This is a genomic window from Paenibacillus sp. E194, from assembly GCF_000935845.1.
GTDB classification, from domain to species: Bacteria; Bacillota; Bacilli; order Paenibacillales; family Paenibacillaceae; genus Paenibacillus_B; species Paenibacillus_B alvei_B.
The window spans coordinates 1-22,482 of record NZ_JMDX01000086.1; the positions used below are offsets into that span (position 1 = coordinate 1).

24 protein-coding genes and 2 pseudogenes are annotated in these 22,482 nt (G+C 48.1%); 16 read left to right on the forward strand and 10 right to left on the reverse strand.

All coding sequences use genetic code 11. The annotated features are described in order from the left end of the window. The 5 genes from AZ66_RS13785 to AZ66_RS13805 all read right to left on the reverse strand — a co-directional run. Positions 1–988, reverse strand: a 988-nt coding sequence (locus AZ66_RS13785) for a stalk domain-containing protein (RefSeq protein WP_156159964.1), incomplete at its 3' end; no start/stop codon positions are given. A 189-nt stretch (positions 989–1,177) separates the two neighbouring features. Further along, a complete protein-coding gene (locus AZ66_RS13790) occupies positions 1,178–1,465 on the reverse strand; it encodes a hypothetical protein (RefSeq protein WP_021255767.1) in 288 nt (95 codons plus the stop codon). 26 nt (positions 1,466–1,491) lie between these two features. Next, positions 1,492–2,052, reverse strand: a complete 561-nt coding sequence (locus AZ66_RS13795) for a hypothetical protein (RefSeq protein ID WP_044355388.1) — start codon at positions 2,050–2,052, stop codon at positions 1,492–1,494. Between the two features lie 5 nt (positions 2,053–2,057). Further along, positions 2,058–2,714: a hypothetical protein gene (locus AZ66_RS13800; protein WP_044355375.1), complete on the reverse strand. Its 657-nt coding sequence runs from the start codon at positions 2,712–2,714 to the stop codon at positions 2,058–2,060. Positions 2,715–2,731: 17 nt separating this feature from the next. Then, positions 2,732–3,340 carry a hypothetical protein gene (locus AZ66_RS13805; protein WP_044355376.1) on the reverse strand — a complete coding sequence of 203 codons (609 nt, stop codon included), beginning with the start codon at positions 3,338–3,340 and terminating at the stop codon, positions 2,732–2,734. 372 nt (positions 3,341–3,712) lie between these two features. Between AZ66_RS13805 and AZ66_RS13810 the strand changes: the two genes are divergently transcribed. From AZ66_RS13810 to ald, 8 genes are all read left to right on the forward strand, one after another. Further along, entirely contained in the window at positions 3,713–5,428 is a 1,716-nt protein-coding gene (locus AZ66_RS13810) for an alkaline phosphatase (RefSeq protein ID WP_231586867.1), read from the forward strand. A 74-nt stretch (positions 5,429–5,502) separates the two neighbouring features. Then, positions 5,503–6,231: an ABC transporter ATP-binding protein gene (locus tag AZ66_RS13815; RefSeq protein WP_044355378.1), complete on the forward strand. Its 729-nt coding sequence runs from the start codon at positions 5,503–5,505 to the stop codon at positions 6,229–6,231. Further along, the gene (locus tag AZ66_RS33565) at positions 6,228–6,497 is read left to right on the forward strand and encodes a hypothetical protein (protein WP_331436901.1); all 270 of its coding nucleotides are present in this window, start codon (positions 6,228–6,230) and stop codon (positions 6,495–6,497) included. Before AZ66_RS13815 ends, AZ66_RS33565 begins: the two co-directional genes overlap by 4 nt. Continuing rightward, on the forward strand, positions 6,491–7,561 hold the full coding sequence (locus tag AZ66_RS13820; protein WP_331436902.1) for an ABC transporter permease: 1,071 nt from the start codon (positions 6,491–6,493) through the stop codon (positions 7,559–7,561). The genes AZ66_RS33565 and AZ66_RS13820 overlap by 7 nt, the downstream gene beginning before the upstream one ends. Before the next feature lie 41 nt (positions 7,562–7,602). Then, entirely contained in the window at positions 7,603–8,619 is a 1,017-nt protein-coding gene (locus AZ66_RS32630) for a hypothetical protein (RefSeq protein ID WP_231586866.1), read from the forward strand. Beyond that, complete coding sequence (locus AZ66_RS32635; RefSeq protein WP_227775185.1) at positions 8,616–8,771, forward strand: hypothetical protein; 156 nt, start codon at positions 8,616–8,618, stop codon at positions 8,769–8,771. The genes AZ66_RS32630 and AZ66_RS32635 overlap by 4 nt, the downstream gene beginning before the upstream one ends. A gap of 125 nt (positions 8,772–8,896) precedes the next feature. After that, a complete protein-coding gene (locus tag AZ66_RS13830; RefSeq protein ID WP_044355379.1) occupies positions 8,897–10,186 on the forward strand; it encodes a PucR family transcriptional regulator in 1,290 nt (429 codons plus the stop codon). Between the two features lie 185 nt (positions 10,187–10,371). Then, entirely contained in the window at positions 10,372–11,502 is a 1,131-nt protein-coding gene (ald, locus tag AZ66_RS13835; RefSeq protein WP_044355380.1) for an alanine dehydrogenase, read from the forward strand. Between the two features lie 211 nt (positions 11,503–11,713). Here ald and AZ66_RS13840 read toward each other — a convergent pair whose 3' ends face one another. Next, positions 11,714–12,766 (reverse strand): YeiH family protein, encoded by a 1,053-nt coding sequence (locus AZ66_RS13840; RefSeq protein ID WP_044355381.1) that lies wholly within the window; start codon positions 12,764–12,766, stop codon positions 11,714–11,716. Between the two features lie 433 nt (positions 12,767–13,199). Between AZ66_RS13840 and AZ66_RS33765 the strand changes: the two genes are divergently transcribed. The 3 genes and pseudogenes from AZ66_RS33765 to AZ66_RS13845 all read left to right on the forward strand — a co-directional run bounded on the left by AZ66_RS33765 (position 13,200) and on the right by AZ66_RS13845 (position 14,826). Then, positions 13,200–13,283: a putative holin-like toxin gene (locus AZ66_RS33765; RefSeq protein ID WP_227775197.1), complete on the forward strand. Its 84-nt coding sequence runs from the start codon at positions 13,200–13,202 to the stop codon at positions 13,281–13,283. 273 nt (positions 13,284–13,556) lie between these two features. Next, a pseudogene (locus AZ66_RS30585) lies at positions 13,557–13,909 on the forward strand (DUF4260 domain-containing protein). A gap of 26 nt (positions 13,910–13,935) precedes the next feature. Next, positions 13,936–14,826 (forward strand): LysR family transcriptional regulator, encoded by an 891-nt coding sequence (locus AZ66_RS13845; protein ID WP_021255754.1) that lies wholly within the window; start codon positions 13,936–13,938, stop codon positions 14,824–14,826. Between the two features lie 7 nt (positions 14,827–14,833). Here the strand turns inward: AZ66_RS13845 and AZ66_RS13850 are convergent, their stop codons facing one another. Beyond that, positions 14,834–15,682 (reverse strand): HAD family hydrolase, encoded by an 849-nt coding sequence (locus AZ66_RS13850; RefSeq protein WP_044355382.1) that lies wholly within the window; start codon positions 15,680–15,682, stop codon positions 14,834–14,836. A gap of 92 nt (positions 15,683–15,774) precedes the next feature. Then, positions 15,775–17,289, reverse strand: a complete 1,515-nt coding sequence (gene pdxR / locus AZ66_RS13855) for a MocR-like pyridoxine biosynthesis transcription factor PdxR (protein WP_331436903.1) — start codon at positions 17,287–17,289, stop codon at positions 15,775–15,777. Positions 17,290–17,372: 83 nt separating this feature from the next. Here pdxR and AZ66_RS13860 point away from each other — a divergent pair, with 83 nt between their 5' ends. Both AZ66_RS13860 and AZ66_RS13865 read left to right on the forward strand, forming a co-directional pair. Next, positions 17,373–18,014, forward strand: coding sequence for a LysE family transporter (locus AZ66_RS13860; protein ID WP_044355384.1), 642 nt, complete (start codon positions 17,373–17,375; stop codon positions 18,012–18,014). Positions 18,015–18,076: 62 nt separating this feature from the next. After that, positions 18,077–18,874, forward strand: coding sequence for an HAD-IIB family hydrolase (locus AZ66_RS13865; protein ID WP_044355385.1), 798 nt, complete (start codon positions 18,077–18,079; stop codon positions 18,872–18,874). A gap of 180 nt (positions 18,875–19,054) precedes the next feature. Here AZ66_RS13865 and AZ66_RS13870 read toward each other — a convergent pair whose 3' ends face one another. Further along, positions 19,055–19,573 (reverse strand): NAD(P)H-dependent oxidoreductase, encoded by a 519-nt coding sequence (locus AZ66_RS13870; RefSeq protein ID WP_021258696.1) that lies wholly within the window; start codon positions 19,571–19,573, stop codon positions 19,055–19,057. 423 nt (positions 19,574–19,996) lie between these two features. Between AZ66_RS13870 and AZ66_RS13875 the strand changes: the two genes are divergently transcribed. The 3 genes from AZ66_RS13875 to AZ66_RS13885 all read left to right on the forward strand — a co-directional run bounded on the left by AZ66_RS13875 (position 19,997) and on the right by AZ66_RS13885 (position 21,581). Further along, positions 19,997–20,287 carry a winged helix-turn-helix transcriptional regulator gene (locus AZ66_RS13875; protein WP_044355389.1) on the forward strand — a complete coding sequence of 97 codons (291 nt, stop codon included), beginning with the start codon at positions 19,997–19,999 and terminating at the stop codon, positions 20,285–20,287. A gap of 227 nt (positions 20,288–20,514) precedes the next feature. After that, a complete protein-coding gene (locus tag AZ66_RS13880; protein ID WP_021255747.1) occupies positions 20,515–20,829 on the forward strand; it encodes an antibiotic biosynthesis monooxygenase in 315 nt (104 codons plus the stop codon). A 23-nt stretch (positions 20,830–20,852) separates the two neighbouring features. Beyond that, a complete protein-coding gene (locus tag AZ66_RS13885) occupies positions 20,853–21,581 on the forward strand; it encodes a 3-ketoacyl-ACP reductase (protein ID WP_044355386.1) in 729 nt (242 codons plus the stop codon). Between the two features lie 119 nt (positions 21,582–21,700). Here the strand turns inward: AZ66_RS13885 and AZ66_RS13890 are convergent. Then, a pseudogene (locus AZ66_RS13890) lies at positions 21,701–22,449 on the reverse strand (alpha/beta fold hydrolase). Between the last annotated feature and the right edge of the window lie 33 nt (positions 22,450–22,482).

Genomic DNA, 22,482 nt, shown 5'->3' on the forward strand with positions numbered 1-22,482 from the left:
GGTTTGGATCTTCTTTCCCTTCCGTTCCTTCACTAATACCGATTACGCCAGTCGGGTCGATGCCGAACTTCACGCCGAAGACGTCGCCAAGGGAGTCAACTGGCATGTACAGCTTGCCGTTCTTCACGGCTGCTGCTTCCTTCAGTTCAACGAGCATTTTGCCTACAGAGGCTTTCGTGTCGCCTTCCTTCAATGCAATCCACTTGGCAGCGCGTGTGAACTCGTATGCGCCTGTCTTCTCGTTCTTCTCTAGCTTGTAACCGAGTGCTTTGCCGATTTCTTCAACAGGTACCATGACGTTATGTTCGGTTGTGTATATATCCTTCTTATCTACGCCAAGTCCTTCGCCATTCACGACGAGTACCCAATGCATACCGCCGAAGGAGTCTTGCGGAACTTGGTCAATTTGAAGGATATCAATATGCCCATTGCCATCCATCGTCACACCTGCATGCAGCACATCCGTTACAAATTGCAGTGGAACAAAGATTTGCTTATCCTTAAGCAATGCGGCTTTTCCCAGATGAAGAACATCCTTCGCTTGCCCATACTCATCCTTGTTCAACACGGCCGTAACCTTCTGGTCTCCCTTAACCGCAGTGATTGATTTGTCTTTGTTATTCCAATCCAGCTTATAGCCCAGTCCTTCTGTTACCGTACGGAAAGGTACGAGAATATGATCGCCGTCTACCTTCACTTGGCTGGATACCTTTTTGCCGTTAATAGTTACCGATTGTTGAGCGCTGACGTTATGTACCCATTTTTTATCCAGAGAAGCGCCACGTGTTGTACCTACAATGTCGCCCTTCTCGTTATATACGAACTGCTTCACATATTTGTCGTAGAAATTCGTGCCCAAGTCTTTCACTTCCATGTTGGTTGTAACAACCTTCGTGTCGACTGGTTGTGTCGCCGGGGCTGCATACGCTTGTGCACCCATCAATCCAAGAGCTAATGCTACGGTAGTTGCAATGGTTGTCTTCTTCATAGGTGTCTACTTCCTCTCGAATGGTTCGTTGTGTGGTGACGCATTGCGCAATGATATCTCAGCTGATTCACACACTCAGACGGGACACTCGATCGAAAGGTTGCACAGAAGGTTATCTCCATTTTTTACTAACCTATTTGTTCATACTCACGTATATGCATGTACTAGACCATGGTTCATCCTAGCGAATTACGTCGGCATGCCCGTCATCACCCAAATCCAGATCCCTGCGAATCCCAGCACAATCCCGATTAAAAACAACATAAACAACTCTGAACCTAGAAGCCTTTTCACCATACTCCCGACCAGTGCCACGATCCCGATAACGCAGCCGATAAACAACACGATCATGAACGGCCGAGTCAAAAACATATCCTGAACGGAGGGCTGCAGCAGCAAATAATAACTTCCCCCACCGACCAGTACCCCCACTGTGAAAAGGAATGCCAGCAGTACACAAACCGTTGATTTTTTCATAGGCCGCTACTCTCTACTTATCCTGGCTAGGCCAGCTCTTCTTGGGCAATTTCCGTCTTGCGTCCGCGCGAGTTCACGATTGCGATACTGATCGCGTCGTATCCATTGCGCTTCGCTTCATCGAAGTCGCACTTCTCCCCGCTTATCAGCTCCAGCTTCCCGTCCTCATCCACTTCTTCTTCGAATTCGTCGTCCCAGTCGACATTGTAATAGACGGTTACGAATACTTCGAATACATCCTCTCCGTCCCCATCTACATAGGGAAGCAGCGGCTTCCGATCATTATGCTGCTCTGTAGTGAACGTATCGCACAGCATCGCATCATATCCATGCTTGCATCCATCGAACAGCACATAGCGCTTCCCTGTTGCTGGATCTTCAGCAAGAATGAGCGGTGGTGCAAAGTCCGTCGACGCGATCAGATCATCGATAAGCTCCCCATAATAAAAAATATGGAACTTCTTCGCTCCACTATCAATAGCCAGCCTTCCTGTCCATTCTACCTCGTGCCATGCCGCAGGCTTCTCTGGGATTGCAATGCCGTCCAAATAAGCAGGTCCTTGTCTGCATTCATTCTGATTCGTCACTATCATCACACCCTGTCTCGTGTCATCACGATCGTTACAATACGATTGTCATCGTCAACTTTTAGCTTTATCGTAATATCTAATTTGTCCTTGAACAACTTCGTCACATTCATGTAACGATCGACGGCCTCCGTAGTTCCCCCACCTACCGATGTCCGCGACATGCCAGCATGAATAATATCCTTCACATAATCCGTGTCCATGGGAGCGGACGGATCATAGGTATATACATGATTTCCTTTGTCATCGAAAAATTCATACATATTTGTGTAGTCATTGGCATTTTCAAACTTCGGAACTGTTTTGATATACGCATGTACACGCTTGTTATCATACTGAATTTTGCCATCTAAAAAGGGGTTCTCCTCAGAGGAATTCACCTCATATTGGCCATAAGCCAGCATAAACAATTCATCCAAATCTCCCGTATCTACCCGATAATAGAACTGCCGCTCTTCTCCCTTCTTATCCATTGCGGAATTATAGTTAAGAAGAGGCCATGCATTATACCTTTTGCCGTCCTTCTCAATCGCTAACGCATACTTGCTTAAGACGACCTCGCCTTGGAACACACCATATGTACGGCCAATAAAGTAAGCAGGAATGCTCAGAATAACAATAATGACTAGCGCAATGGCCAATTTAAGCTTGAGTTTGCTCATGATGCCTCCTTATCCAATTACATATCTATACGCTGCAGCTTATGAAGCAGCTTCACGATAGCTTCTCGGTTCTTCGCTTCTTTCATATATTTGGGCAGCGAGTGTGAAGCCGTGCGCTTGATGACAGCAGCTGGCTTCTCACGCAGTTCTGCCGATATGTAGCTGATCAAATAATTCAGATGCTCTCGGTTGGCCGCCCATACAGGCTTCCCACGGAAATAATCCAAGTAGTACAGCTCCAATTGAAAGATCGGGTCCCGTTCATTTCGAAAATCCAAGTAGCAGCCTGAATAGGCCGCAATCTTACGTATAGGCACTTGATTCACAGCTGAGCAATGCGGGCATGCGATATGCACTGCCTTATGTCTCTGCTGCTTGTGATCGGTAACCTCTTCATTGAACCATCTCTCGCACACCGTGCACATTCCGCTGGCTGTATACCTATAAGCTTCCGGTTCCTTCTCTTGATGGAAGCATGCCGTGCAGTTCACTACGACTCCCTGCTCCTCTTTAGAGATGTAGGCCAAGCCAGTGCATTTCGGGCACTTCACGGCAACCTGCTCATTCCGACGCAATATCGCATAAAATCCAAAAGGAAGGCCAAGGGGATCTATAAAGCGCTCCATGATGTCGTTCTCCTTCCGCTTTTTTTACCAAATCATTACCAAGTATAGGTATTATACGATAAACAATCAATGGACTACCTGATTATCATTACAGGTCTTACGTCCCATTTCTATTCGATTACTCACAACTAGCTGCCCATACCGACACATGCAGCATTTCATTTGCTAAATCTACTCATAAAAGCGAATCTTATAACCTACTGCTATTCAGGCCGGACATAGGCGTATCAAAGATCGCAATAAGGGTGATTTACAAAATATACAAGTCTATTTGATTCTCCTATTACATTTATTTACACAACCGCTAACAATCCTTGACTACAATAAACATGTAAATTACATACTTGGTTGGAGGGATTTCGGTTGAATAAAATGTTACGCAAGTCGCTGGTGACGACTCTGGCGCTTCTCATGCTGCCATTGGGAGCTATGCAATCCGATGCAGTACTCGCTAAGAGCGCAGCGAAACCACAGCCCACTTCAAAAAATCTCATCGTCCTTATCGGTGACGGCATGGGACCTGCTCAAGTATCTGCCGCACGAATCTACTCCAAGAACAAGCTGAAGCGCCCATCCTTATATATGGACAGCTTGTATGTGGGCCAAGCAACAACCTTCGCTGACAAGGGCGAAGACGGAGATACGATCGTATCCGGTGAAGTAACAGACTCTGCATCTGCAGGTACTGCATTTGCAACAGGCAACAAAACATACAACGCTGCAATCAGCGTATCAAATGAAGATATCTCGAAGCCATTTGCTTCCGTAATCGAAGCTTCCAAGGCTGTTGGCAAATCAACTGGTCTTGTAACGACAGCTCGTATTACACATGCGACACCTGCGGTATATGCATCCCATGTTCGCAATCGCGACAATGAAAATGCCATCGCATCCCAATATTTAGAGTCAGGTTCAGTTGACGTTCTGCTCGGAGGCGGCAAGCGTCAATTCGTAAGCAAGCAGGAGAAAGGCAAGCGCGAAGATAAGACAATCATTCCTGATTTCGAGAAAAAAGGCTATAAAGTTGTATACGACAAAAAGGGTCTGCAATCGTTAACTTCGAAAAACGGCAAGGTTCTTGGCCTCTTCCACGATTCCCATGTGGACTACATGCTTGATCGCAAGCCTGAGACTCCAAGCCTTGCAGACATGACGTCTGCAGCAATCAAGTCTCTCTCTACGAATCCAAAAGGCTTCACGATGATGATTGAGGGCGGACGTATCGACCATGCAGGCCACGCAAATGACCTGGGCGCTATGATTCAAGAGACGCTTGATTTCGATGCAGCAGTGAAGGTTGCTCTTGATTTCGCGAAGAAGGATGGCAACACTTCCATCGTAATTACAGCCGATCATGAGACAGGCGGCTTATCCCTGTCCCGTGACAACATCTATGAATTGAATGTAGATACGTGGGACAAGCAAAAAATCTCCTCCGAGCTTCTTGGGCCACAGCTTGCAAAAGCTGCATCCACTGACGAAGTGAAGGCGTTAATCAAGAAGCATACAGGCTTCACAGATATCACCGATGAAGAAGCTCAATACATCATGCAAGGCGACGGTTCCTCCTATAAGCAAGAAGGCGCATTCAATCAGGTGATGGCGAAGCGCTACTTGGTGGGCTGGTCTGGACATGGCCACTCTGCGGTAGATGTAGGCGTATGGGCGTATGGTCCAATTACGGAATATGTACAAGGTCAAATTGATAACACAGCAATTGCAACAAGCATCGCGAAAGTGCAAGGCTTGGATCTGAAGAAAGCAACTGCCGAGCTGCAAAGCAAGCACTTGTATCCGAAATTCAAGGTAAGCCGTGACGGCAAGGTTCTCTTCCCTGCCCTGAAGCTGGCACAAGCATTGCAAATTAAAGTAACGAATGATAGCGCATCGAAAACGACTACATTTACGAAAGACAAGGCGACATTGAAGGTTCAAGACGGATCTTCCGTTACATTGAACGGCAAAGCGGTTTCGATTCCAGCAGAATTGGATCGCAATGTCCTCTATGTGGATCTTGACGCATTCAGTAAGCTGACTGGCAAAGCATTGAAGTGGGATTCCTTGTCTGAGCGCATCATTTTAAAATAATCAAATCGATTCGAATGAGAACGGGTGGGGTGACTGTGTCATCCTGCCTTTTCCTTACTAAATGAGGTGATTCAATGATACATCTTCATCAGGTTCGCAAGTCCTATCGGAATCAACAGCAGCTTCTCCCCATTCTCGATATTCCACATTGGCATGTTGCACAAGGAGATCGAATTGCGCTGCTTGGCCCTAGCGGCAGCGGCAAGAGCACTTTGTTGTACCTGCTGTGCGGCGTACTCGCTCCAGATGAAGGAACCTGTAAGGTCGGCAATGAACCTCTGCACCAGATGACAGAGCTGGAACGCGACCACTTTCGCGCGAAGAATGTGGGCATTATTTTTCAGGACTTCCATCTCATCTCTTCCCTATCTGCGAAGCAAAATATTGAGCTGGTCTACGATGGCAGCTTGCATGGACGGGCACGGCATTCGCATATTCTGCAATGGTTCGAGCGGGTCGGCTTGCAGGATCGTATGAATCACCTTCCAGGGCAGCTGTCGAGAGGTCAACAGCAGCGGGTTGCGATCATTCGTGCCCTGATTAATCGCCCTTCCCTTCTCCTAGCGGATGAGCCAACCGGAAGTCTCGATTACGATACGGCACAATATACGATGAATCTCCTTCTCCAACTGGCACAGGAGGAAGGTTCAACCTTGCTGACAGTCACCCATGACCAGCACTTGGCTTCACAGTACCCGAAGCAGCTTCATATCTCCGCCATTAACCGGCTTGCTGTACATCCTTATCCGGCTGAAAAGAGCAGTATGAACAGCATGCAGCTTATGGAGGGAGCAGCAACATGAGCGTGTTCCAACTACTGTGGCGCAACATGATGCATCGGAAGACGCTCTCCCTCCTTACCATTGTATCGATTGCGATTACCATCGCGCTTCTGCTCGTACTCCTTCAGGTTCGTGCGGGAATCGAGCACGGTGCTGAGAAGGGCTATGGCCCCTTTGAATTAACACTCGGTTCCAAAGGAAGCTCCACGCAGCTTGTGCTGAATACCTACTATCGATCGGCACTCCTACCCAGAACATCCCTCAACAGGTTCTGCATGAGGTGCTGAAGGAATCAGAGGTTGCTCATGCGTATGCGATGACAGCTGGCGATTCCTATCAGGGATATCCAATCGTCGGCATGGATGCAGCCTACTTTTATACGCGCTACGGAGATCAAACGATGAAGGCTGGCGGCATGTATGCGAAGACTGGGGAAGCCGTCATCGGCTCGCATGTGGCGAGTCAGCTTGGTCTGCGTGTTGGCGATACATTCCACGGCAATCATGGCCTTGTGAATAGTGGCAGTCATTCCTTTGACAACCCTACTAATGAGAAATCGGGTTCAGATTCAGGTTCGGAGGCATCTTCTAATGATCAGCATCAAGAAACACACTCTGAACAGCAAGCAGAAGCAGCGGAAGAAGCAGGATCAGAGCATTCCAATGAGTCCGACGAATCGCATCATGATCATGAGCACTTCGAATATCGAATCGTCGGCATTCTTCCTACACTCGGAACAGCGGACGATCGCGCTGTCTTTACGACACTCGATTACGCCTGGCATGTACATGGCATTACACACGAAGAAGATAAGATGATTACAGCCATTCTCGTACAACCGAAGTCCCTGCTTGGGGCACAAACAATAAAAAACAAATTCAATCAGCGTGCCGATGTGCAGGCGGTATATACGAGCAAAGCCGTAGCGGATGTCATCAATGTAGTGGATCGCGGAACGGAGCTCGTGCAGTTCGTATCGCTCCTCTGTGTTCTGCTGGCCGCAATCACCCTCTTGCTATCGCTCACATCCGTCGTGACAGAGCGCAAGAAAGACGTCGGCCTTATGCGGCTTATTGGCAAGTCGCGGTTGTATGTATGGACGATCTTAATCGGAGAAGGCTTGTTCCTAACGGGGATTGGCGCCTTGCTTGGCTTGTTCCTTGGACATCTCGCCACATCGTTCAGCGCAAGCTCCATCTTGGAATGGAGCAGCGTACATGTCGATGCGCTTCGGGTCGCACCAGGAGAGATTCAGCTAGTCTTTGGTGCGCTGATAGTAGGATTCCTTGCATCAATCGGCCCTGCATGGAAGGTCTACCGGGTTGATCCATTGCAGCTGTTCCGGGGTTAGCCAATACCTATATTTTTACCGAGAAAGAAGGCGAATAGCTCATGAACACACGTTATCGAAACTCTGTATTATGTTCCTTGATCAGCCTAACCGTATTATTGGCAGGGTGCTCATCACAGCCAGCAACAGATGGAGCAGGCGCACCGCAATCCTTTGCGGCAGCGGCTGTATCGACCAGTACGCAAGTGAACACTACACCCGATGCAAGCGCTGCATCCGGAACCGGAAGCACGCAGACGACCAGCACCGGCAGTTCTACTACTACGGATGTTTCGACGGTCGGTTCTGCTAATTCCTCAAATAATGTTGTGGAAAACCAAAATAAAGCAGGGGCTGGCGCTACTGCTACGAAGGGGAATCCTGTTGCCCCCTCTTCTACAGGGAAATCCACACAACAAGGAGACCAATCATCAAGTTCTGCTTCCTCACCCGCTAGTGCACCCAATGGGACTGCAACTGAGGATAAGCAAGAACTGAATCCGAATGCTTCTCCAGAACATCAGTCTGGGCAAAAATCGGCAGCACAGGCGCAGGATAAGCAGGCTTCAAACGTAACAAAACCAGTGGACGCAGTGGAAAAGACGAAATCCAAAGAAATCGTTCAACCAACAGCTGCTGCTTCAAATAACACCAAACCGAGCAACGGCAACCGTTCACAGACCAGCGATAAGACGGACTCTGGCATATCATTACAGACGAACAGCAAAGCCACTTCAAGCAATTCTGTCAAAGTAAATAACAACAGCACTAGCACCGGCAAAGCAAATACAAACAACAGCACCACCGGCAGTACCTCCAGCAAAGCAAATTCTAGCGCCGCTGCTTCAAAATCGAAGCCTGCCTATTCGAGTACGCTGCAGTGGTCCGAATTTTTCGATAATGAGAAGCAGAACACGCCGTCGGACAAATTCTGGGATCTCTCCGGCCAGCAGGTTACGATTAAAGGATATATGGGAGAAGTGCTGTCATTCGATAAACACTGGTTCTTCTCATTCCGGCACCGGGTGCAGAATGTCCCTTCGATAATGGCGACGAAACCTACTGGAACAAAATTATGATGGTATTCGTTCCTTCCGACACCAAGCTTCGATATACGTCCGGCGCATTGGAGCTGACGGGCACGCTGGATGTTGGCATTAAGATCGATGAGTCCGGCTACAAGACAATGTTCCGGTTATACGATGCCTCTTTCAAAGAAATCAAAGAATAATGAGACGTACTTGAACAGCTGCCCCCAAGCAAATAGTAGGTCATTCGACCTTGTCCGATGTAGTCGGCCAGATGGATTTCATGCTAAAATAGTCATGATCTTCCTACTGTTGAGGAGCCATGTGCATGAATGAAATGAACCAGCTGTTCGAACAGCATTTTGACAGCTTAGAAGCAGTTGCGGATTTGGTCAGTGATCTGCTTCATTGCCCTGTCACAATTGAAGATGCCGGACATAAGCTGCTTGCCTACAGCACGCATCACCCCGGCACGGATCCTGCGCGGATCGCAACGATTATCGGACGGCGCGTCCCTGAGCAAGTCATCAGCGCATTATGGAGAGATGGCACGATGCAGCGGCTCATGTCCAGTATGGAACCGATACGTATCCAACATATCGACGAGGTTGGCCTCGGCAATCGCTTGGCAGTTGCCATCCGTCATCAACAGGACATTATCGGCTATATATGGGTGCTCGACAGTGAACAGTCGCTGCCAGAAACAGCGCTCCAGACATTGTCACAAGCTGCTCAGGCTGCCAAGGCCAAGTTAATGCAGCATCAACTGCACAGCAGACGCCAGGATCAGCATAAGCATGATTTTTTCTGGCAGCTCTTAACCGGACACCACACCTCAGAGCAAGCCATTCGGGAGCATGCGGCACGACTCAGCATTTCGTTCCCTCCTGAATATTTCATATGGATGATACAGTTCAGCACACCTATCCAAGAGAAGTTATATCGTCATATTCTTTACACGCTCAAAACAACTCAGCATATGCGCATGCTGCTTCATGTCATTGATCATGACCGCCTTATTATGATGTCTGCACCAGTGCTGTCATCACATGCGAATAGCTCTGCCAATCTGTACAAGGAACCGTGCCAACAGCTTATACTGCATATGAAGCAGCGATTCGGCGCCTCACCAGTTCGCAGCGGAGCAAGCACTCTATCCTCCTCGTTCCTGCTCGTATCACGGTGCTATGAAGAAGCCATAACAACGCTCAATCTAAAAAAAGCATTCCCCGATGAATTAGATTCTGTACATAGCTATGGGGAGCTCGGTTATTACCGTCATTTGCCCTTATTGATCGAACACCATACTGCACATTCTGCCGCACGAGGATCACAGCAGACTTTTCATCATATAGGCTTAGAGAAGCTACGCATGTATGATGCTGAGCATGCAAGCGGACTCGTACATACCATTGAACAATTTCTTCGTTATGACTGCAATGTGAAGAAGACAGCAGAAGCCTTACATATTCATACGAATACCCTCATGTATCGATTAAAGCGCATTGCAGAAGTCGGCGGTGTCGATGTCGACAGCATGGATGAGAAGATGTCGCTATTTTTGGAATTAAAATTGCATCGATTGGCAACGATAAACAAGGACAACGAATCTACGTAACACGTCATCCGTTGCCAACCTTCCCTGCGATCGATTACCCGATACGCAATTGTCCCTGGCTTTGTGGGAATTACACAAGGACAGGGTATTTTTTTTGGAGCTGACGACAAAGCGCTGGCGGGAGCTACGAATTATACTTTAATTGGATAACCAAACAGGTTCAGGATATTTGAGGAGGATAAGCAATGATTATCGGAGTTCCCATGGAGATCAAAAATAATGAAAATCGCGTTGCGCTCACCCCTGCTGGTGTTGCAGCATTCCATAAAGCCGGCCACCGTGTCATCATTGAACATGACGCTGGAATTGGAAGCGGTTTCGACAATGCCTCATATGAACAAGCAGGTGCCACTATCATTCCTAGCGCTGCTGAGGTATGGGCACAAGCCGATATGATTATGAAGGTGAAGGAGCCTTTATCATCCGAGTACGGTTACTTCCGCCCGGGGCTTATCTTATTCACGTATTTGCATCTAGCAGCTGAGCCTGAACTGGCTCGCGCATTAATTGAGCATAAAGTTACTGCAATCGCCTATGAGACGGTTGAAGTCAATCGCACGCTGCCTCTGCTCACACCAATGAGTGAAGTGGCGGGCCGCATGTCAGCCCAAATTGGGGCACAATTCCTCGAGAAGCCGCATGGCGGCATCGGAATCCTGCTTGGCGGAGTACCTGGCGTACGACGCGGCAAGGTTACGGTTATTGGCGGCGGTGTTGTCGGAACGAACGCTGCCAAGATCGCAGTAGGTCTTGGAGCAGATGTAACCATTATCGATATGAACGCAGATCGCCTGCGCCAGCTGGATGATCTATTCGGCTCGAGTGTGAATACCTTAATGTCGAACCCACTCAATATTGCCGAAGCGGTAGCCGAATCCGACTTGGTCATCGGTGCAGTTCTTATACCGGGCGCTAAAGCGCCGAAGCTCGTAACGGAAGCGATGATTCGTTCCATGCAGCCTGGTTCTGTCGTCATCGATGTCGCCATCGATCAGGGCGGTATTTTTGAAACGGTTGATCGCATTACCACTCACGACGATCCCATATACGTCAAGCACGGTGTCGTTCATTATGCTGTAGCGAATATGCCAGGTGCTGTTCCGCGCACATCAACGATGGCGCTCACGAATGTTACCGTTCCTTACGCATTAAGCATCGCGAACCTCGGACTTGGCAGAGCATTGCAGAACAGCCAGCCGCTCATGCGCGGCGTCAATACTGCAGGCGGAGCGATCACATACGAAGCGGTAGCCCGCGACCTCGCACTTCCGTACGTGAATGTCGAAGAGGCGCTCCATAATGCAAGTGTGATTTAATAACAGGATTGTACAACAACAAAATGGGTTTCCTCTCCCCTCAGGAGATATCATATTCCATGTTCTGTATGTGGGACGCTCAGCAATTGGGCGTCTATTTTTTTGGAAATGAACAAGCCTATACAAGTAAGCTTAGAAAACACAAGAGGTCAACAACCAATGTTTAATTGGCATGTTGACCTCTTTCATTACGTATTTCATTCATTATGCATTACGCTAAACCGAACCCATGCACCAACCCAAAGCCAAGCAGGGACAGCAGAATGGAACCAATGAATCCTGCTGCGAACGACTTCATCCCAAGTCTGCGGAATGAGACAAGATCGACATTCAAGCCAAGCCCCGCCATCGCCATGGCAATCAACATGTAGGCCGCAATGACGATATATCCTGCAATCTGTTCTGGAACGATCCCTAGAGAATTAAACCCGCTGACGAGCAGGAATCCGAGGATGAACCAGGGAATCGGTACTTTGGCTTTCTCTGTCCGAGCATCTGCCCCTGCTTCCTTGCGGCTCTCACGTGATGACCAGATGCCGATCAGAATAGCGACAGGAACTAGCAAGGCTACACGCGTAAGCTTAACAATGACCGCCATATCGACCGCTGCACTGCCCCCTGGATCTGCTGCTGCAATGACATGGGCAATTTCATGCAGTGTCGCACCGGCAAAGATCCCATATCCGTTATCCGACAAGCCAAGTACCGGAAACAAGAACGTATATGCTAATGTAAAAATAGTGCCCAATATCGCAACCATCGCTGCACCGATTGCCGTTTCTTCGTCCTTGGCTTTAATTTGCGGCGCTATCGCTACCACAGCCGCCGCACCACAAATCGCGGTTCCGCACGCCGTCAATATACCGAGCCTTTTATCAACCTTGAACAATCTCGTAAGTCCATATACGACCGACAAGGTAAATACAATGACGATAACCGCCATCATGAATACTTTAGGGCCTGCACGTACTATATCCATAAGGTCTAAGCGCATCCCGAGCAAGATAATGCCGAGGCGGAGCAGCTTTTTACTCGAAAAATTCGTTCCTGCGACAATCTCCTGCGGTACCCCGATGGTAGCACGCCACGCGATACCGATCAGAATGGCGATCACAAGCTGCCCCATGATACTAAGGAAAGGCAATCCCGCAAGCAGCTTTGCTGCAACCGCAATGATGAGTGTCAGCGCGATGCCGAGCGCAAATCCCCTGTATTGTTTATTTCGCTTCGGCTTGGTGGCCAGAAGAACATCCCCGTTATACATATCCATCCCCCGTCTCTAAGCAGGCGTAACCTGATACTTACGATGAATACTATATATGTCTTCGCTCGAGAGGGGAAATACGGATATGCAATCTCTAGCATAAGAAAAACTTATTGTCGGGTTATTCATCTATAACAAAAGCAGAACAATAGCAGCAATTTGAAGCCACGATGTAGCACATTGACCATTTCCAAGCTTCCTTAGGATACATACAAAAATACCCCAAAAGCATTCTTTATATCATTCGATATAAGAATTTGTCCTTAGAGGTGCTTGAATGGTCTCATATTATGGGTAGGTAGTCCACATTCCTGTGTTGGATATGTACGTTCAAATATTATTCTGACTGTAGAAAATTATGGTATGATACATGAGTACAACTGATTCGGCATGAAGGGCGGTCGGCTAGTCTCCCTGATGGGAGGTGATGCCCATGACAGTATTCGAAGCACTAACGCTAATGATTAGCTTTGGTACGCTTATCGTGATGCTGTTATCGTTTAATAAAAGGAAATAGACCGCCCCATAGCAAGGTATCGGTCTATTTCATGTCCGTCTTTGCAGCCGACCGTTCTTACATGCGGCCGTTGTGCAGGGATCGTGTTGGTAGCACGATCCCTTTATTCATTGTATCGCTGTTATTACATATTATACCTGATTGCTGCAGCTTAGCAACTTGAAATATAACACCTATCATTCAAGAACTGCTTATGCCCAACCTTATGCTGTCAGGCAATGATCAGGTAAACGTATAACTTCGACATCAAGAATGGAGGATCATGAACTGAACATGAGCAAAGCAATCTTACATCTAGAAGGGTTGTCTGTATTATTAGGATGCATCTATTTTTACGACTACTATCAATTTAGCTGGCTGTTGTTTTTGTACTGCTATTTGTTCCTGATGTATCTATGGTCGGATATATCCTAAGTAATAAAGCAGGAGCAATTATTTATAATGTATTTCATACCTACTGTGTATCGTTCGGAACCATAATGTGTGGAATCCTCTTATCTAATCAGACTGTCTTAGCAGTGGGGATCATATGGACAGCCCATATTGGAATGGATCGCATGTTTGGATTTGGGTTAAAGTACACGACAACATTTAAAGATACTCATTTTAACCGACTATATAAGTAAAGAATCAACGGAGGATCGTTAGCCAAATGATCGTAGATACAATGAAGGTATATGTAGCGGTCGTGGAGCAGCGTAATTTCTCGCGGGCCGCGGAACTGCTCCATCTCTCTCAGCCTGGCGTCAGCCAGCATATCCGCAACTTGGAGCAGGAATTCGGTGTGCAGCTCATCCATCGCTCGCCTAAGCATGTGAAGTTGACCGAAGCTGGAGAGATATTATATAAGCATGCGAAGGAGATGATCGCTCGCTATGAGGCGGCACGCGAAGATATCGGGCTGCTGCGGGATGAGGTGACGGGATCGCTGCGCATCGGAGCCAGTTTCACAATCGGAGAATATATATTGCCACGCATCGTTGCTTCATTCGCACGCCAATACCCGAGCGTAGATGTTCAAGTAACCGTAGCCAATACGGAGCAAATTGCACAGTCCGTACGCGCGAATGAACTGGACATCGGACTCGTAGAAGGCAAAATCGAATATACAGATCTTCAGCTTGGCACTCCGTTCATGGAGGATGAGATGGTGCTCGTTGTACCGCCAAACCATTCGTTTGCTTCCATGCCCACCATCGAGCCCCGCATGCTGCATGACGAGGTATGGGTGCTGCGTGAGCAAGGCTCGGGTACAAGGGCGTACAGTGATCAATTCATGAGCGATCTGAAGCTGCACATCAAGCGTTCCTATGTCTTCAACAGCAGTCAAAGTGTCAAGGAAGCTGTCATGGCCGGACTCGGGATTGCAATGCTCTCTTATTGGGTCATTCGCAAAGAGCAAGAGCATGGTGATCTGCGCTTGGTGCACGTGAAGGGCAAGAGCGTCAAGCGAGCGTTCCACATTCTTCAGGACAATAACGCTTCTGCCACGATGGCCATGACGATGTTCATCGACCAGGTAAGGCATTTCCAAATGCGGTAATCCAATCTCACCTGGCCGCCAATGCAGCTAAGCATGCTGGAAGCTCCATGATGCTGTGGATGACGATATCAGGTCTAATCTGCTCTGGCAGAACTATGCACTCGTCATCCCCGAAAAGCTCCCTGTGCAAGCTCTGACATTCCCGCTGAAGCTGCTGGCTGCATAGCGGCAAGAAGATCTGTTCATGCACGCGCTGTTCAGGAGCGAGCTGATGCAGTTTCTGTGGAAGCTTGCGGTTCACTAGGATAGAAGCTGCTCCAGATTGATTCGCCATGTACACATCATGATCCAGCCGATCCCCAACATGTGCAGCGATTGTACCGTGCTGACGGACAAAGCGAAGCATATGCGCATCAGGTTTGCCGCCGCCTGCAATCTCCGGTGTCACGATAAGCTCGAAATATGCGGCAATGCCGAGCGCTTCGAGCACAGGATATTGATATTTATAGTATCCGTTCGTCGCAACCGCCAAGCGGTAGCCTTCCTGCGTCAACTGCTTCAGAACGGTATTCACTCCTTCTTCGAGTAAATAGATCTTCGTCGGCGGCTCTGCATGCTTGCGCACGAGTTGTTCTACTTGAATATCTATACTTGGAGACACACCGAGTTCAGCAAGGACTACTCTCACCATATCATCCCAATCGTAGGCTGCGACTGTCTCACCAGCTTCCATTCGCTTCCGATGTTCCGCATGAAGAAGCTTGCCCATATCAAAACTAGTGTCATCGTACGCTTCGATATCCGTACGCAATTGCAATTGTTCCCGTACAACACTTGTAATCTCCGGAAAGATCCATGCAGCAAATGGATTCTGCATCAATGTCCCATCCAAATCAAATGTAACCCAGCTGTTCATCCGCTCGCCCCTTCCCTATCCCTTGCCTTGCGAAAAATAAACATGAATATAAAGATAATGATTCCTTTGATAAGTAGGCAACCGCTAAATCATTATCCGAACCAAACCTTACTCAGCCGCTCAACACCTTCTCTTATCTGGTGCAGACTGAGTCCACCGAAGCCAATGAGCAAGGATGGCATCTCGTCTGCTTCTTGCTGAATTCGATAAGTCGAGGTCGGATACACCTTGACCCCAACAGTTCTTGCCGCATCAATTAATTGCTGCTCATGATGTTCATGCTTCACTTGAAGCACGATATGAAGTCCAGATTGCTGACCAATGACGCGGACTCGATCGCCCATTACTTTTTTAAGGGCTGTCAGCAATGTGCTGTGCTTCTCTTGATACAGCTTGCGCATTTTCCGCAGATGCTTGTCCCAATGCCCTTCTGTCATGAATCGCTCCATTGTCATCTGATGCAGCTTCGAAGCCGTCTGCTCATAAGCAGAGAATTCAAGCTTATACCGCGTTAGCAGCCATGGAGGAAGCACCATATAGCTTAGGCGTATGGAAGGAAGCAGAGACTTGGAGAACGTTCCAACGTAGATGACCCGATCATGCCCATCCAACCCTTGCAGTGAAGGGACAGGCTTCGCGCCGTACTTGAACTCCCCATCATAATCATCTTCGATAATAATGCTTCCTCTCTCGTTCGCCCATTGCAGCAGCTGCATCCGCTTTGCAATAGACATCACCATGCCCTGTGGAAACTGATGCGACGGCGTTACATATACCGCACCAGCATTCCGTTCTCTTAGCTGCTGTACAGATATGCCTTCAGCCTCCAGCGCAATCGGCTCTATCTCAAATCCATGATGATAGAATATGGCCCGCGCCCCGTCATATCCCGGCTCCTCCATCGCAATCGAACGCGTATCTTGGCGAATCAGCTGACAGATAAGCATGAGCAGCTGCTGGATGCCAGCCCCCATCACAATCTGCTCCGGCGTGCAGCGCACTCCCCTTGATTGGTACAAATACTGAGCAATGGCCCTGCGCAATCCCGCTTCGCCCTGACGGTGTCCGTACTGCAGCGCCTCATCCTGCCTATAACGAAACAAATCATTCGCTAACTTCCGCCATACGATTAACGGGAACTTCTCCCTATCTACATTGCCATGGCGGAAATCAATCTCAATTTCTGCATCCTTATCAGATCCATCCCTGTCCTCCAGCGATACGGAAGTTGGTAATGGCTGCGTCGGCCCTCGTTCAAGCGTTCCTGTGAAACCTCCTGCTGGCTCTGGTTCAGATCCTCTATCCCCAAGCTCTGCATGCTTCACATCCCCTTCAATCGGCATGACAAACAAGCCAATACGGGAGCGATTCTCCACATACCCTTCTGCTATCAACTGCTGATAGGCTGCCTCAACCGTATTGCGGCTCACCTGCAAATGAACAGCCAGTGTTCGGATCGAAGGCAGACGCGTACCTGCTACTAACGTTCCGTTCACTATCTGCTTCGCAATATAACTGTACAGCTGTGCATACTTCGGCTCCGTTGCATGATCATCGATATGCGGTGTCAGTTCAAGCATATTCACTTCACCTCTGTCCCCATCCAAATCTATAAATCTGCCACTTATCAACAGGACAGATAGTCAGTACAATATTACCATTATTTCGTAATGACAGGAAGGAAGATCAGATGGCTAGCGTATGGTTCAGCTATGTATTACTCGGGCTGTCTCTCTCAGCCCCCGTCGGTCCAATCAGCATTGCACAGATTAAGGCCGGGTTAAAAAATGGATTCTGGAACGCTTGGTTCTTAGGGCTTGGCGCAATGAGCACAGATGTCATATTCATGCTGCTTATCTATTATGGTGCCACCTCGTTCCTAACAACGCCGTTCGCCAAACTGATTCTATGGATTGCAGGGTTCATATTGCTGCTGTATCTTGGATATGAGAGTATTCGCGAGGCTAGATCTACCGTGCAGATCACAGATTCTGATGCCAAGAAGGAACATGTCGGTTCTTCTTTTTTATCGGGCTTCTTGCTGGCGTTATCCAACCCGCTTAACATCGTATTCTGGATTGGCATATACGGCTCGGTTATGGCGTCAACCATGGATGTAATAGGCAAGCAGGATACCTTGCTGTACAGCAGTGCGATCATTGTCGGTATTCTCATATGGGATCTTTTCGTCGCAATCGTGACTCATGTCAGCCGCAAAGCCGTCACGCCACGACTTATGCAATACGTATCGATTGCCGCAGGGATTGTGTTTATTGGCTTCGGCATCTATTTCGGCTATTCCGCCTTCCAACAAGCCCTCTCATTCTTTTAAATGCTATCACTTCCGCTGGATGACTAGCGATTATCTTATACATACAAAGGAGACAGTCACACATGCACTTCATTTTCGATATCGATGGTACAATTTCATTCAAAGGACAGCCGGTCTCTGCACAAATAATGGACTGCTTGGCACGCATTCAAGAAGCTGGACATGTCGTCGGCTTTGCGTCTGCCCGCCCGTGTCGGGATATGCTGCCCGTGCTCGATGAACGCTTTCACCAAAACCTGCTTATCGGTGCCAATGGCGCCATGACCTATTTCAAGGGTGAACGTCTTACAAGCAGCCCGCTTCCCCAATTAGCTTCAGATACAATCATGGGCTTGCTGGAGCAATATGAGGCTTCATATCTCGTAGACGATGAGTGGAACTATGCACATAACTTGGAGGATTCACATCCCTTCCTGTTCAATGTCGATCCCCTACGATTGGCAGCTCATGTACCGATGAACGAAATTCACAGCACCATTAAAATTCTTGTTCTAGGCAGCAATCGCTTAGAGGAACTTACTGAAAAGCTCAAGTCATTGAATACAACGCTTCACTATCACTCTGCGGAAGGCATTCTGGACATGACTAACGTTGGAGTTAACAAAATGGCTGCTCTGCGTTCATTCGGGATTAACCCTGGTCAATTCGTCTGCTTCGGCAACGACATGAACGATATTCCAATGTTCGAGCAAGCTGGATACGCTGTTGCCATTGGCAGCTTCGATAAGCTGCTCCCACATGCATCGTGCAGCATTCCAGTTGGCGGCGATACCGAAGATCGCATTATCGCTAAGCTCGAAGAGCTGGCGTTCGGGAACGGGATTCCTCTGCGCGTACAGCAAGGTATAGCTTGTGATTGATAAGTCGCACTAGGAGTTCCCGCTATTCGAATAAAACAAATAAACAAAAGGCCGAGTCCAAGGAGAATTGGTTTTCTCCTTAACTCGACCTTTTTTATAACCAGCGTTATCTTCCAAATCGTAAAATAACCTCAAATGGGACGCTACCATTCCTGATTCTCAGCTAGCATGCATTCCATTCTATTTCAACAGATAGGATACATATTCCTTGACACTATTCTGAATTGCAGCTTCATCTGCGCCCATCGCACCATGGAATACAAATGCCGGCAAATATGTCGTGCCTATTAAATTACTCGTTGCTTGGAAAGGCTTCAGCAGCTCGCTCATGGAGTAGTGATTGAGGCCACCTGCTTGATACTTCTCTTGCGGGCTTCCCGTCGATACAGCCAGCATCAGCTCTTTGCCACGCAAGCGATCACCACCGGAGCCATATGCCCAGCCATATGTAAGCACACTGTCCAGCCATTGCTTCATCAATGGCGGCGAGCTGTACCAATAGAATGGGAACTGCCATACGATACGATCATGGCTTTCACACAATGCCTGCTCCTTCTCGACATCAATCTGTCCATTCGGATACGCCTTATACAGCTCGTGTACGGTGATGTTATCATGCTTGCGAAGCTCTTCGGCCCAAGCACGGTTCACGTTGGATGCATCCAAGTTGGGATGTGCAACTATGACAAGTACCTTCATGACATTCCTCTCCTTCTGACTCTAATATCACACTTATTTTATCATACATACGTCATTCATTACATAATCAGCGAGTGCCTGACATCCTTGTATTCCTCCTTGTTCTTCTTCAGTTCGATTGATTACGAAAGATTTCGGATGGCCATGCTCTGCTATCGGATGTGAATTCCCTCTCCCAGCATTTCAATATGCATTTCTTCATAGCGACTGGCACATTGGCGATATCAAACGAATTTCACTATACTAAATGAAGTGTACACACGAAGGGGGATACATATGTCAACTCCAGAGCAATCGACAACTATACCTTATCAAGAGAGAACATTACAATCTACTACCTCCCCAAACACTATACTAGATCACCTAGAACACGAATCTACTATAGGGACAACTCCAACCACTGCTTGTCCCATCGAGCATACGATGGATATCATCGGAGGCAAGTGGACTTTTCTTATACTGCGTGAATTATTCTACGGTACAAAGCGGTTCGGAGAGTTGGAGCGCTCGCTCCATGGAATTAGTCCGCGCACACTGTCACTCCGATTGAAGGAACTGGAACAGCGGCATATTATCCAGCGGACTGTATTCTCCGAGATCCCACCGCATGTTGAATATTCGTTAACCGAGATGGGGCTAACGCTCCGTCCTATTTTCGATGCGATGAAGGACTGGGGAACCACATGGAATGTGATGGGAGCTACTCACGAGTGAATGCTTCCAATATCGCACATGCCCAGAGAGCCTGCCTGTGTGGCCCTGGGGCATGTATCTCGGATCTATGCATCGGTTAACTAGCGCACCACACATCCACAACCTTCCAATGTGCATGTGAAATGCGAAGGTGTGATCTTGTCCATGCGTTCGAGTATAATAGAGAGGCAGACATACGATCTGTACAGATGAACATCATCACCATCATGCACATAGGAGGCGATAGCATGTTAGTCGTTACGAACACTATCCGAATTCAAGAGGGATTCGGCAAGCAAGTGGCAGAGCGATTCGCGCAAGCCAAGGGCGTTCAGCAAATGAGCGGATTCATTCGCATGGAGGTATGGCTTGGCGCAGGTCAAGAAGGCGAAGAGGAATTGAAGGTATGTACAGTGTGGGAGAACGAAGAGTCGTTCCGCAACTGGACATCTAGCGAGGCCTTCCGCGAATCTCACCGGGGTGCGAGCGACAGCAAGCAGTACATGCTCGGCGCTTCCTTGAACAAATATGAGCTTGTTGTTAGTCATAACGGACAAGTATAAACATCTAAAGGAGATTATTGAATATGAAATTACAAGATCTTACGAACAAAACCGCACTGATTACTGGTGCAGGCAAAGGAATTGGCAAAGCGTTGGCTGAATCGCTGGCACAAGAAGGTGTGCACCTTGGTCTCATCGCTCGAACTAGCGCTGACCTTGAAGCACTGCAAGCTGAGCTGACTGCAAAATATGATATTCGCGTCGCAATCGCTACAGCTGACGTTGCGGTACAAGATGATGTAAACCGCGCTGTTGCTTCCCTTACGGAGCAGTTGGGTACCATTCACATCGTTGTCAATAATGCAGGCATTGCGAAATTCGGCAAGCTTGTCGACATGGATCCACAAGAGTGGGAACGCATCATTCAGGTTAATCTGATGGGAACTTACTATGTAACTCGTGCCGTGCTGCCTGCGATGATCGAGCAGAATGAAGGCAGCATTATTAACATCTCCTCGACAGCTGGCGAGCGCGGCTTCGCTACTGGATCTGCTTACAACGCTTCTAAGTTCGCAGTGATGGGCTTAACCGAAGCGCTCATGCAGGAGGTGCGCAAGCACAATATCCGCGTGACTGCATTGACGCCAAGCACTGTGAATACAGAGCTCGCAGTAAATGCAGGTCTTAACATTGGCGACGAAGATCGCATGATGCAGCCAGAGGATGTAGCGGAACTGACCCTTGCGGCTCTTAAGCTTCCACAACGTGTATTCGTGAAGACTGCTGGCATTTGGACAACAAATCCACAGTAATTCGAATTATCCATTTTCTATTTCATTGCAGCACTTGCAGGCTGGTCGTGGAGAATACTCCTATGACCAGCCTTTGTTATGCATGAAGCCAGCATATCTGTGCAGCTTCCACTCGCCATTTAGTCCCGTCCTGCCTCAACAAGCTTCTCTGCTACAAGAAGCGGATGAATATGGAATGGAGTCATATGATCGCCATGCGATGTAATAAGCCGGAACATCCCCAGTCGGCTTGACATATGAGGGTGCCAGCCATACTGTTCTCCTTGCGGAAGTGCGGTATCATCCGTTAAATACAAGTAGCTTTTGGGCATAGATAAACGATAGAATTCCGTCAGATCCAGCTTCTCGAATAATGGCCCCGCAGGCTCTGGTGTAACGGTACAATAAATTTGAAACGCTAATTCAATACTTGCATTGTTCATAAAGGTCTCTCTCCATACGGCGAAGGGCAGCATGATCGTATTATCAGATGACTGCTGCGCCAACTGAATCCACTCCTGCTTGCCTTGGGGAGGAATCTCATCCGCCGTGCTGTATCCATTGCGTACCACGAATGCGTCCATATATACAAGGCGCCGAACACGGTCAGGCACAAGCTCCACTACCTTGCTAATCACCGTTCCACCGAAGCTGTGACCAACAAGAACAATATTCGTAAGCTGATGATGAATAATACATTGAATGACTGTGTCCACATACATGGCTGGGTTACATTCTTGTTCCGATCCATTCCATGCCCTGGTAAATTCGGCGTATAGACGGTATGCCCCATGCCATGAAGAACTTCAGCCGTCTTCCACCAATAACTCGAGTCCCCCCACGAGCCGTGAACGAGCACAAATGTTATGGATTGACTACACCAATTCATATCTCTTGCACCATCGTATGCATACTGTGTCTG

Coding starts and splice junctions, on each gene's coding strand:
- AZ66_RS13790 (WP_021255767.1), bottom strand. CDS start 1,465: ATGAAAAAATCAACGGTTTGTGTACTGCTGGCATTCCTTTTCACAGTG.
- AZ66_RS13800 (WP_044355375.1), bottom strand. CDS start 2,714: ATGAGCAAACTCAAGCTTAAATTGGCCATTGCGCTAGTCATTATTGTT.
- AZ66_RS13805 (WP_044355376.1), bottom strand. CDS start 3,340: ATGGAGCGCTTTATAGATCCCCTTGGCCTTCCTTTTGGATTTTATGCG.
- AZ66_RS13810 (WP_231586867.1), top strand. CDS start 3,713: ATGTTACGCAAGTCGCTGGTGACGACTCTGGCGCTTCTCATGCTGCCA.
- AZ66_RS13815 (WP_044355378.1), top strand. CDS start 5,503: ATGATACATCTTCATCAGGTTCGCAAGTCCTATCGGAATCAACAGCAG.
- AZ66_RS33565 (WP_331436901.1), top strand. CDS start 6,228: ATGAGCGTGTTCCAACTACTGTGGCGCAACATGATGCATCGGAAGACG.
- AZ66_RS32630 (WP_231586866.1), top strand. CDS start 7,603: ATGAACACACGTTATCGAAACTCTGTATTATGTTCCTTGATCAGCCTA.
- AZ66_RS32635 (WP_227775185.1), top strand. CDS start 8,616: ATGATGGTATTCGTTCCTTCCGACACCAAGCTTCGATATACGTCCGGC.
- AZ66_RS13830 (WP_044355379.1), top strand. CDS start 8,897: ATGAATGAAATGAACCAGCTGTTCGAACAGCATTTTGACAGCTTAGAA.
- ald (WP_044355380.1), top strand. CDS start 10,372: ATGATTATCGGAGTTCCCATGGAGATCAAAAATAATGAAAATCGCGTT.
- AZ66_RS13840 (WP_044355381.1), bottom strand. CDS start 12,766: ATGTATAACGGGGATGTTCTTCTGGCCACCAAGCCGAAGCGAAATAAA.
- AZ66_RS33765 (WP_227775197.1), top strand. CDS start 13,200: ATGACAGTATTCGAAGCACTAACGCTAATGATTAGCTTTGGTACGCTT.
- AZ66_RS13845 (WP_021255754.1), top strand. CDS start 13,936: ATGATCGTAGATACAATGAAGGTATATGTAGCGGTCGTGGAGCAGCGT.
- AZ66_RS13850 (WP_044355382.1), bottom strand. CDS start 15,682: ATGAACAGCTGGGTTACATTTGATTTGGATGGGACATTGATGCAGAAT.
- AZ66_RS13860 (WP_044355384.1), top strand. CDS start 17,373: ATGGCTAGCGTATGGTTCAGCTATGTATTACTCGGGCTGTCTCTCTCA.
- AZ66_RS13865 (WP_044355385.1), top strand. CDS start 18,077: ATGCACTTCATTTTCGATATCGATGGTACAATTTCATTCAAAGGACAG.
- AZ66_RS13870 (WP_021258696.1), bottom strand. CDS start 19,573: ATGAAGGTACTTGTCATAGTTGCACATCCCAACTTGGATGCATCCAAC.
- AZ66_RS13875 (WP_044355389.1), top strand. CDS start 19,997: ATGGATATCATCGGAGGCAAGTGGACTTTTCTTATACTGCGTGAATTA.
- AZ66_RS13880 (WP_021255747.1), top strand. CDS start 20,515: ATGTTAGTCGTTACGAACACTATCCGAATTCAAGAGGGATTCGGCAAG.
- AZ66_RS13885 (WP_044355386.1), top strand. CDS start 20,853: ATGAAATTACAAGATCTTACGAACAAAACCGCACTGATTACTGGTGCA.